This is a genomic window from Acinetobacter sp. UBA2581 (genome assembly GCF_002339435.1).
Lineage (GTDB): Bacteria > Pseudomonadota > Gammaproteobacteria > Pseudomonadales > Moraxellaceae > Acinetobacter > Acinetobacter variabilis.
Map to the genome: position 1 here is coordinate 1 of NZ_DDLD01000038.1, position 10,075 is coordinate 10,075.

Consider the following 10,075-nt stretch of genomic DNA (forward strand, 5'->3'; position numbering starts at 1 on the left):
CTTTCGCAAGAGATCTATTAAGGATTTATTAAGACAACAAAAACTACATACCGTTTGCGAAGAAGCGGCTTGTCCTAACTTGCCGCAATGTTTCGGTAGTGGAACAGCAACATTCATGATTATGGGTGATATCTGTACTCGACGCTGTCCATTCTGTGATGTCTCGCATGGCCGTCCTAATGCCTTAGATATTAACGAGCCACTGCATTTGGCTGAAACAGTGAAGAATCTAAACTTAAAGTATGTTGTGATTACTTCCGTTGACCGAGATGATTTAAAAGATGGCGGTGCACAGCATTTTGCAGATTGCATTCGAGAAATTCGTCAAACTAGTCCAGGCACTTTGATTGAAGTTTTGGTTCCTGATTTTCGTGGTCGCGCAGATATTGCACTTAAAATTTTGAGCAAAAATCCACCTGATGTCTTTAATCACAATATTGAAACCGTGCCACGCCTGTATAAAGCCATGCGACCAGGCGCTGACTATCAGCATTCATTGAATTTACTTAAGAAATTTAAACACTACTGCCCTGATATCCCAACGAAATGTGGTTTGATGGTGGGTTTAGGAGAGATTGAAGCTGAGGTTATTGCGTTATTAAATGATTTGAAAGATTATCAAATTGATTATGTCACAATCGGCCAATACCTACAGCCATCCAAATCACATGCGCCAATTCATCGTTTTGTTACATTGCAAGAGTTTAAACATTATCAAACTCATGGAGAGCACTTAGAGTTTAAGAATATTTGGAGTGCACCATTAGTGCGATCGAGTTATTTTGCTGACCGCCAGTATTATGGTGAGGCTGTACCTGTGCCCTACGTGCGTGAATGACATTTTCATCATTTAAAGGATCCTATTTATCAACATAATGGTTACTTTTATTAACACTTCAGATAAAAATAGTCATTTCCAGTCCATAACAACACTTTTAAAGTAGCTAAAAGGCTGGTAAAACCCAAAAAAGGTTATTTAACGAATCCAAGAAAAATGATTTGGTACACGTAAGAAAAGATTGAATGAGTATAGATCTGGAAATTGATTTCTGAAGTTTAAAGATATTACAGTCTAATCATAAAGGAATATGATATGAACCTGTTCAATACAGCACTAGCAAAAAAGCTGCAAACAACACATTTAATTAATCAGCATATTGTTCAGGCTGCACCCGTTTTGGCTTTGCCTCAAGAAGATCAGACTTCCCTATTCCGCCGCTCTATTCAGCATAATTATGCCGATTTATTAAGAATTGCTAATGATTCCGATATGGCAATTGGTCTTACAGATCACCATGGTACTCTGTTATGGACCTGGAGTAGTTCCGCGATGCTTTCTTCTGCTGAACAGGTACATTTTATTGAAGGTGGCCATTGGTCAACACAGGCGGTTGGGACCAATGCGATTGGTATGACATTAAATAGTCAAACATCAAGTTGTGTATATTCTCATGAAAACCAAATGGACAGCGTTCGTGATTGGGTCTGTTATGCAGCACCTATCTGGGATCCGACTTCAGGTCAATTTCATGGCATTATCAATCTTTCCACAAAATATAAAAAACATACCCCTCTAGGCATTCTTGCTGTGGAACGCTGTGCAGACTTAATACAGCGAGCAATAAAATTTGAACAGAAAAATTTTTTATACATTAAAGCGCTAGGTTCGCCCTGGGTTCAATTTAATGGGCATACTTTGAACTTGACTCACCGTCAAATTGAAATACTTTGCATTTTAGCTTTGTATCCGTACGGCATTGGTTTAGAAGAGTTACACTATGCCCTTTATGGTGAGCGTAATGTCAGCCTAAAAACCTTAAAGGCTGAGCTTTCACAACTTCGTAGCCTATTACCTCATTCAATTGAGGCTCGCATTTATAGGCTTACCTGTGAAGTCCAATGTGATTTTTTACGTGCTGAACAATCATTAAATGCAAATCTTATTTCGAGTACATTCTCGCTATATAAAGGTAGCTTTTTATCTAAATCAGAAAGCCCTTTACTCAGTACTTGGAGACATTGTTTTGATGCCCGTTTAAGCCAGTTGATTTATCAAATAAAGGATACCGATCAATTATTACGGATTATTGGGCAAACACATGATCGTATTGATGCTGTACAGCGTTTATTAGAATTATTACCACAGGACAGCAACTACCGTAATTATTTTTCAAATCTGATTTAAATTTGATTTGTTACTTCAACTCTAAAGGGCTTTGTTGCATAAACCTAGCCTAGAAAGATTATTCAGTCCTATAATTTCAATATGAATAAACCTGCTCCTAAAATCTATCGTACAACTAACTGGTCTTCCTACAATCGTGCCCTCATTAACCGAGGTAATATTTCCATTTGGTTTGATCCAAACACTCAGTGGTATGCACAACCATAAGGCAAGCAAGGTCGAAATCAAACTTACTCTGATACCGCTATTCAATGCTGTTTAATGATCAAATCTCTATTCAGACTCTCTTTACGCATGGTCACAGGTTTTGTTCAAAGTTTGATTAAACTGTGTAAATGAGCTGCTCCGAATATCAGCGATATTCGTACAGCACACTTTGTCGAAGACAACAACATATTGATATTGCGATTAGCTATCAAAAAAGTAGCGATGGGCTACATCTACTCGTAGACTCAACTGGTTTGAAGTTTCTAGGTGAAGGTGAATGGAAACGTAAGAAACATGGACCTGAATATCGTCGCCAATGGCGTAAGCTCCATATTGCTATAGATGCTGAAACCCTTCAAATACGTGCAGTACAGCTCACTACAAATAATGTGAGCGATTCACAAGTACTCGATGATTTAGTTACTCAAATTCCTTTAGACGAACGAATTGATTCGGTCTATACCGATGGTGCTTATGATACGAAGTACTGCAGACAAGTCATTTTAGATCGAGATGCACATGCGGTCATTCCACCAAGAAAAAATGCAAAACCATGGAAAGATCGGAAATTGAGATCTTTAGAGCGGAATGAATTATTAAAAACAGTGAAACGTTTAGGAAGAATGCTTTGGAAAAAATGGTCTGGTTATCATCGTCGAAGTTTGGTCGAAACCAAGATGCATTGCATCAAATGATTAGGCGATAAATTAACAGCAAGGAGTTTTCCTAGTCAGGTCAATGAGATTCATGCACGCATAGCAGTATTAAACAGATTTACAGAATTAGGTCGTCCTCATAACCAAGTTGTCACTTGAGTTCTGTTCAGATAAGCAGGTGCTGTCTTTTAAATCTTTGTGCAACAAAGCCCTTTTGCATAGAAAATATTCTGGATAGGTTCTAAGTGATCACCTTTAAATTTATGAAAAGCAATTACACAAAATTATTTACAGGCTCTGCAGTTGCATTAGCTTGAAGCCTGTATATATATATTTGGCTACCTTTATCGGGTAAATTCTATACTTGCAATGTCAACAGCCCCAATACAAAATCTGAGAAATATATGAGTGCAGAAGCCACATCTATCAGCCTTTTATCCCCTGTCATATTGCTCACGGCTGCAGTGATCGCAGTCCCCTTAATCAAGCGCCTAGGATTAAGCTCGGTATTGGGATATTTAATTGCAGGATTAATTATTGGTCCATTTGGACTGGCATTTTTCTACGATTCTGCGTCTATTTTGCATATCGCTGAGCTTGGTATTGTGATGTATCTGTTTGTGATTGGACTAGAAATGCGTCCATTGTATTTATGGAGTTTAAGAAAAGAAATTTTTGGATTAGGTACATTACAAATTAGTGCCTGTTCATTGGGGCTAACGGCTGTAGGCTTGGTCTATGGCTATTCTTGGCAAGTGAGTTTTGTGTGTGCTGCAGGCTTTGTACTCACCTCAACTGCAATTGTAATGCAACTTTTGGGAGATCGTGGAGACATTGCTCAACCACGAGGACAAAAAATTGTCTCGATTCTGCTGCTTGAAGACTTGTTGATTGTACCTTTATTGGCAATTGTCGCTTTTATCGCACCGAATCATGTTGTTGAAAGTACTTCTACGCGTTTGCAGAGCATCGGAATTGGTTTAATTTCAATTGCAGGTTTAATCGCTGCAGGCTATTGGTTGCTTAATCCTTTATTTCGCTTATTAGCTGCAGCCAAAGCCCGTGAAGTCATGACTGCAGCAGCACTCTTGGTGGTGCTCGGCGCAGCATTACTGATGCAAGTCACTGGCTTATCGATGGCAATGGGGGCATTCCTTGCAGGGGTATTACTCTCCGAATCCACTTTTCGCCATCAGATTGAAGCAGATATTGAACCGTTTCGTGGCATATTGCTCGGATTATTTTTTCTAGGTGTAGGCATGTCACTAGACCTTAACGTCGTAAAAAATAACTGGGTGTTAATCTTAAGTGCTGTACTTCTGCTGATGTTTGTCAAAGCATCCATGATTTACCTGATTGCACGCATGACCAAAAGTTCACACTCCGAAGCACTCGATCGCGCATTACTGATGGCTCAAGGGGGTGAGTTTGCTTTTGTACTCTTTACTGCCGCCATGAGTGCTCAAGTCATTAGTGATGTTGAACGCTCAAACCTGACTGCGATTGTAGTCTTATCGATGATTTTGATCCCGATTATTGGCTTTCTATTTAAACGTTTTACCCAAACTACAGAACAAACCTCTTTAGAAAATATCCGTATTGCCGAAGGACTTTCTGGAAAAGTATTGATGATTGGTTTCGGTCGTTTTGGACAAGTCTCCAGTCAATTACTGCTTGCTCGAGGGATTGATGTGACCATCATTGATAATGATATCGACATGATTCAAAACGCTGAAAGATTTGGATTTAAAATTTACTATGGCGATGGTTCTCGTTTAGATATTTTACATGCCTCGGGAGCAGATACGGCTGAGGCAATTGTTGTTTGCGTAGACAACAAAGAAACGACGAATAAGATTGTAGAGTTGGTGCAACATGAATTTCCTTTAACCAAGTTACTGGCTCGCTCTTATGACCGTGAGCATGCGCTGCATTTAGCAAAACAAAATGTGGATTACATGATTCGAGAAACCTTCGAGTCGGCAATGCTATTTGGCGGTGCCATTTTAGAAGAATTGGGTGTTGACCAGAGTAATGTTGAAGAAATTAGCCAAGAAATCCGAGAACGAGATAAGGAACGTTTTGAAACCGAAGTTGCAGCAGATGATGTCTATGCGGGTATCGGTTTGCAATACACAGGACCGCGTCCGACTGCACCTTTAATCACACCAAAGCACACAGGGCAAATTCTGAATGAAGATGACACTCAGCAATAATTTCACGTATTAAGCCCAAATAAAAAAGAGGTCTGTGTAGACATCTTTTTTGTAAGTATCCGCTGAACCCCATACCTATTTTTTTAATTCCGTTCAAGTTTCCAGCGGTGTGGCAGTAATTCTTCTATTTGGGGCACTTTTTGTGTCGGCTATTGAATATAATTGATGATTCTCGTCGAGAAGGTTTTGCGATTGAAGCAGAATTCTCATTACCAACAATTCGGGTTATTCGTACGTTGAATCAGTTGCTAGAGTGGCGAGAAAATCCGTTAGTTATTCGGTTTGAGAATAGTCCGGAGTTTATCAATCATGAATGTGGGCGCTGGGGAACTGAATAAGGTATTCGTATTGAATATATTCAACCAGGTAAGCTACAGCAGAATGCGTATATTGAACATTATAATCCAACTATACGCTATAGCTGTCTAAGTACGCATTTATTTGAAACACTGGAAGAAGTGCAAGATTATGCAATGAGTTGGTTGTGGCATTACAACCATGAAAGACCACACCAAGCAAACAGACGAAGGCTACCTCTAATTAATGGTTGCTTGACCTCTATTTTTAACTTCGGTTATTTATGGGCGGATTACCCTTGTCATTATATTGACATCAAATCTTCATAGCTCTGTCATTTGTTAGTGTTGATATAAGCCAATAAATTTAAAAAGATTAAATGAGGATAAAATATGGCAGGGTTATCCATCTGGCATGTACTAATTTTTGCAATTGTAGTGATCTTACTGTTTGGTACTTCTAAACTAAAAAATCTAGGAAAAGATGTAGGGGGTGCAATCAAGGACTTTAAGAAATCTGTCCGTGAAGAAGAAGAAGCTGAGGCAGCTCAACTTCAGTACCCTCGAACGATTGATGCGAAAGTTAAAGCCAGTGAGAGTTCAATCAAGAATTGAGGTATTGCTATGCTCAATATTGGAATTACTGAGCTGTTGGTCTTTGGGGCAATTGCCTTGCTCATTCTTGGACCAGATAAACTCCCTGAAGCGATACGTTTTATAGGTAAATGGTCAGCCAAAATCAAAAGGATCGCCGGCAATATACAAAATGATCTTGACCGTGAATTGCGACTATCGGAACTACGGGAACAAATGCAAAGCGAGCTGAAACGTATTCAGGAATTAGAAATTAAAATGCAGGCACAAATGGATAATATAAATGTAATCCATCAGCCCATCATTAGAAATCCGGAACAACATCTTTTGAACTATGAGCTGACTTACCAATTAATTAATGAATCAGTTTCACCTGTTCATTTACCGCCAATCCAGCTGAATAAAGTGACAAAACAAGAAAAAATTTATGCTGATATAAAGGTGGCCGTATGAGTATTTTGCCTTCGACTCAAACCAACAACGATACCCGGCAAATCCCGTTAGAAGAAATGCCAATTACCAGGCATCTAGTGATTCTGCGAAAGCACCTTTTCAAAATTGTGGGCGTATTATTAGGACTATTCTTATGTTTACTGCCTTTTGCAAGCCAAACTTATCAGCTTTTATCAAAGCCTTTACGCGCTCAGTTACCTGAAAGCTCTAGCATGATTGCAACAGATGTGACTGCGACTTTCATGGCTCCATTTAAGTTGAACTTCTTTATTGCTTTACTTATCGCCATGCCTTTTATTTTGTATCAACTTTGGGCCTTCATTAGACCAGCATTGTACCTAAAAGAAAAAAAGTTAGCTTTACCACTATTAATCAGCAGTATTGTATTGTTTTATGCAGGTATTGCTTTTGCCTATTTAATCGCTTTACCTTCTATCCTTCATTTTTTTATCAGCGTATCACCTGACACTGTTGCACCGATGACCGATATCAATAGTTATCTGGCTTTTTGTTTAAAACTATTTTTAGTTTTCGGATTTACTTTTGAAATCCCTATTATCACGCTCCTGCTTATTATAATTGGTGTTGTCAGCACACAGACCTTGGTGGAAAAAAGACGATTTATTGTGGTGGGATGTTTTTTTATTGCCATGTTTGTGACACCACCCGATGCCCTATCAATGATTATGTTAGCTGTTCCAATGTGGCTGTTATTTGAATTAGGCTTAGCGGCAGGAAAATGGATAGAAAAATGATGACCGGACATAACTGAATAATAATAAAAAGAACATAAAAGAAGAAAATACTCTATGAGCAGCTTAAGCTGCTTTTATTTTTAATATATAAATCAATATTATATTTAATAAATCCGCAATATTAGCTTCACCTGACTGTCATATTCAACCGCTAATTTATTCCTGACTTTAAAACAACCAGACCTTAGTTATGGGAATAAAATAATGACAGATTACTTACCTTATGATGAAAATCAGGAATTGGATAATAATACATCAGATAATCATCATTTTCGGGATATTTTAGAACAATCCATTTCTCGTCGTGCTTTAATTGCCAAAACTGCAAGTGGGGCTGCAGCATTGGCCCTTGCATCCTCTCTGGCCGGATGTGGGGAAAGCGATAATAGCTCTTCTCTGCCGCCAACCGAGACTGTACCAAACCCGCCTGCTATTGACCCAAATGCAAAACCAGAGCAACTGAACTTTACACCAGTTGCTAAAAACTTGAATGATATCGTCACTGTACCAGACGGTTATGAAGCCAATGTCCTGTATGCACTTGGAGATTCTATTAATCCTGCATATTCAGACTGGGATGACAACAATATCCCGAATGGGCCAAGCTTTCAGTTTCGCTCTGGCGACTGCCATGATGGAATGAGTTTTTTTGGCTTAAATATCACTTCTGGCCGGTATGACCCGACTGTGTCTGAGCACGGTCTACTCGTTATGAACCATGAATATATCAATCCGACTTTTTTACATCCTCAAGGTCCAACCAAAGTTGATGGTCGCCGCCCTGAAGATGAAGTCATTCGTGAGACAAATGCACATGGTGTTTCAATCATTCATATCAAAAAAGACAATTCCAATCAAAAAATAGAAATTGTCAAAAATTCGATTTATAACCGTCGAATTACTGCCTCAACTGTCATGAGCTTTTCAGGCCCTGCGAGTGGATCTACTCTTCTATCTACACGCTTTTCACCAGGTGGAAAACTAACACGCGGTACGCATAACAACTGCGGCAACGGCTATACCCCATGGGGTACTTATCTCACCACTGAAGAAAACTTTATTGGTTACTTTGTCCGTAGCAAAACTGATGATGCTCATCGCTTACCGCAAGAAACGGTCGCTTTGGAGCGTTATGGTTTAAAAGCAGGTTCAAGCTCACGTTATGGCTGGGAATCTGCAATAGGTACAATTGAACCTCAGGATCTTTATGATCGATGGAGTGCAGATATTACTGCCGGTGATGCTAGCAAAGATTATCGTAATGGCCCCAATACTTTTGGCTGGATTGTAGAAATTGATCCATTTGATAGCCGACAAAATCCAGTTAAGCGTACAGCCTTAGGACGTTTTGCCCATGAAGACTGTCGTGCCAGTCGTGCTCGTGAAGATGATAACCTGGCTTTCTATATGGGCGATGACTCACGTGGAGAATATATATATAAGTTTGTTTCTGACTATAAATGGAGTGAAAACGACCGTAATGGTGGTTATGCAGTCGGAGATAAATATATGGATCATGGCAAGCTTTATGTTGCTAAATTCAATGCAGACGGGAGTGGTCAATGGATTGAGCTGAGTTATGGTATTAATGGTTTGAATGAGCTGAACAATATCTATCCTTTTAATTCCCAAGCAGATGTCGTGACCTTTGCTCGTCTAGCAGCAGATAGCGTAGGCGCTACTAAAATGGATCGTCCAGAATGGGTTGCAGTTAATCCTGAGAATGGAGAAGTCTATGTTACGCTCACTAATAACTCTAACCGCGGCACTACACATGCCTTAGATGCAGCCAATCCACGTAACTATAGCGATCCTGAGGGTGGCAAAGGTAATGTAAATGGTCATATTATCCGCTTACATGAAGATAAGGATACGACCACAGCCATCACATTCAAATGGGATATTTACCTATTTGGTGCTGAAGCTAAAATGGCACAAAATATTAATCTATCAGGTTTGAATGATAATAATGATCTGTCTTCACCAGATGGGATGTGGTTTGACCCTCGTGGTGTACTCTGGATTCAGACTGATGATGGTGCTTATACAGATACGACCAACTGTATGATGTTGGCTGCTTTACCTGGTAAGGTTGGAGATGGTACTCGAACAATCACATCTTCTGGTCAGGAAACTATTGTCGGTGCTCAAGTCTCAGATCAAACTTTACGTCGTTTCCTGACAGGTCCGAAAGGCTGCGAGATTACGGGGGTAACCATGACACCAGACTATAAAGCGATTTTCATTAATGTACAGCATCCTGGAGAAGATTCTCGAAGTTATGATAAGCCCACTAGTCATTGGCCTGCATCACAGACTAACTCGTCTGCCACTTCCCGGCCACGCTCTGCAACTGTAGTGATCACTCGTAAAGATGGTGGAACTATAGCTGGATAAATAACTGACTTATCTCAAAATGCTGGCTTGATGCTGGCATTTTTGTTTTTTTCAATCTTTTAAATTTCAAATTTTTTTAGATTTAAGAATGAACTAGTCAATAATAAGCATCTTGAGCAGTATCCTAAAAGTTATTAATTTTTTATAGGGAGGTTAATGAACCTATAAATTCTAATTTATAAAAAAACAATAAGTTAATGTAATAAATGATGTTTATCTAATCGTTAATTAATGAAGTAGACTTCAGGTGAACATAAGTTAAACGAAGTATACTAAACAATAACTTCATATATGTCAGAGGTGGATCAGGAAATTT

The 10,075-nt window shown here is 39.2% G+C and carries 7 protein-coding genes and 2 pseudogenes; all 9 read left to right on the forward strand.

What is annotated here, in order from left to right; translation table 11 throughout:
- Positions 1–838, forward strand: an 838-nt coding sequence (lipA, locus tag B3Q46_RS04260; RefSeq protein ID WP_286713654.1) for a lipoyl synthase, incomplete at its 5' end; no start/stop codon positions are given.
- Positions 839–1,093: 255 nt separating this feature from the next.
- Entirely contained in the window at positions 1,094–2,185 is a 1,092-nt protein-coding gene (locus B3Q46_RS04265) for a hypothetical protein (RefSeq protein WP_004812193.1), read from the forward strand.
- 81 nt (positions 2,186–2,266) lie between these two features.
- Positions 2,267–3,207, forward strand: a pseudogene (locus B3Q46_RS04270) (IS5 family transposase).
- Between the two features lie 245 nt (positions 3,208–3,452).
- Positions 3,453–5,264, forward strand: coding sequence for a monovalent cation:proton antiporter-2 (CPA2) family protein (locus B3Q46_RS04275; RefSeq protein WP_286713656.1), 1,812 nt, complete (start codon positions 3,453–3,455; stop codon positions 5,262–5,264).
- A gap of 146 nt (positions 5,265–5,410) precedes the next feature.
- Positions 5,411–5,806: pseudogene (locus B3Q46_RS04280) on the forward strand (integrase core domain-containing protein); the annotation flags it as partial.
- Positions 5,807–5,953: 147 nt separating this feature from the next.
- On the forward strand, positions 5,954–6,175 hold the full coding sequence (locus B3Q46_RS04285; RefSeq protein ID WP_034171713.1) for a Sec-independent protein translocase subunit TatA: 222 nt from the start codon (positions 5,954–5,956) through the stop codon (positions 6,173–6,175).
- A 9-nt stretch (positions 6,176–6,184) separates the two neighbouring features.
- Positions 6,185–6,607, forward strand: coding sequence for a Sec-independent protein translocase protein TatB (gene tatB / locus B3Q46_RS04290; RefSeq protein WP_286713658.1), 423 nt, complete (start codon positions 6,185–6,187; stop codon positions 6,605–6,607).
- Positions 6,604–7,362, forward strand: a complete 759-nt coding sequence (gene tatC / locus B3Q46_RS04295; protein ID WP_004812200.1) for a twin-arginine translocase subunit TatC — start codon at positions 6,604–6,606, stop codon at positions 7,360–7,362. Before tatB ends, tatC begins: the two co-directional genes overlap by 4 nt.
- A gap of 204 nt (positions 7,363–7,566) precedes the next feature.
- Positions 7,567–9,759, forward strand: coding sequence for a PhoX family protein (locus tag B3Q46_RS04300; protein WP_286713660.1), 2,193 nt, complete (start codon positions 7,567–7,569; stop codon positions 9,757–9,759).
- The last annotated feature ends 316 nt before the right edge of the window (positions 9,760–10,075 follow it).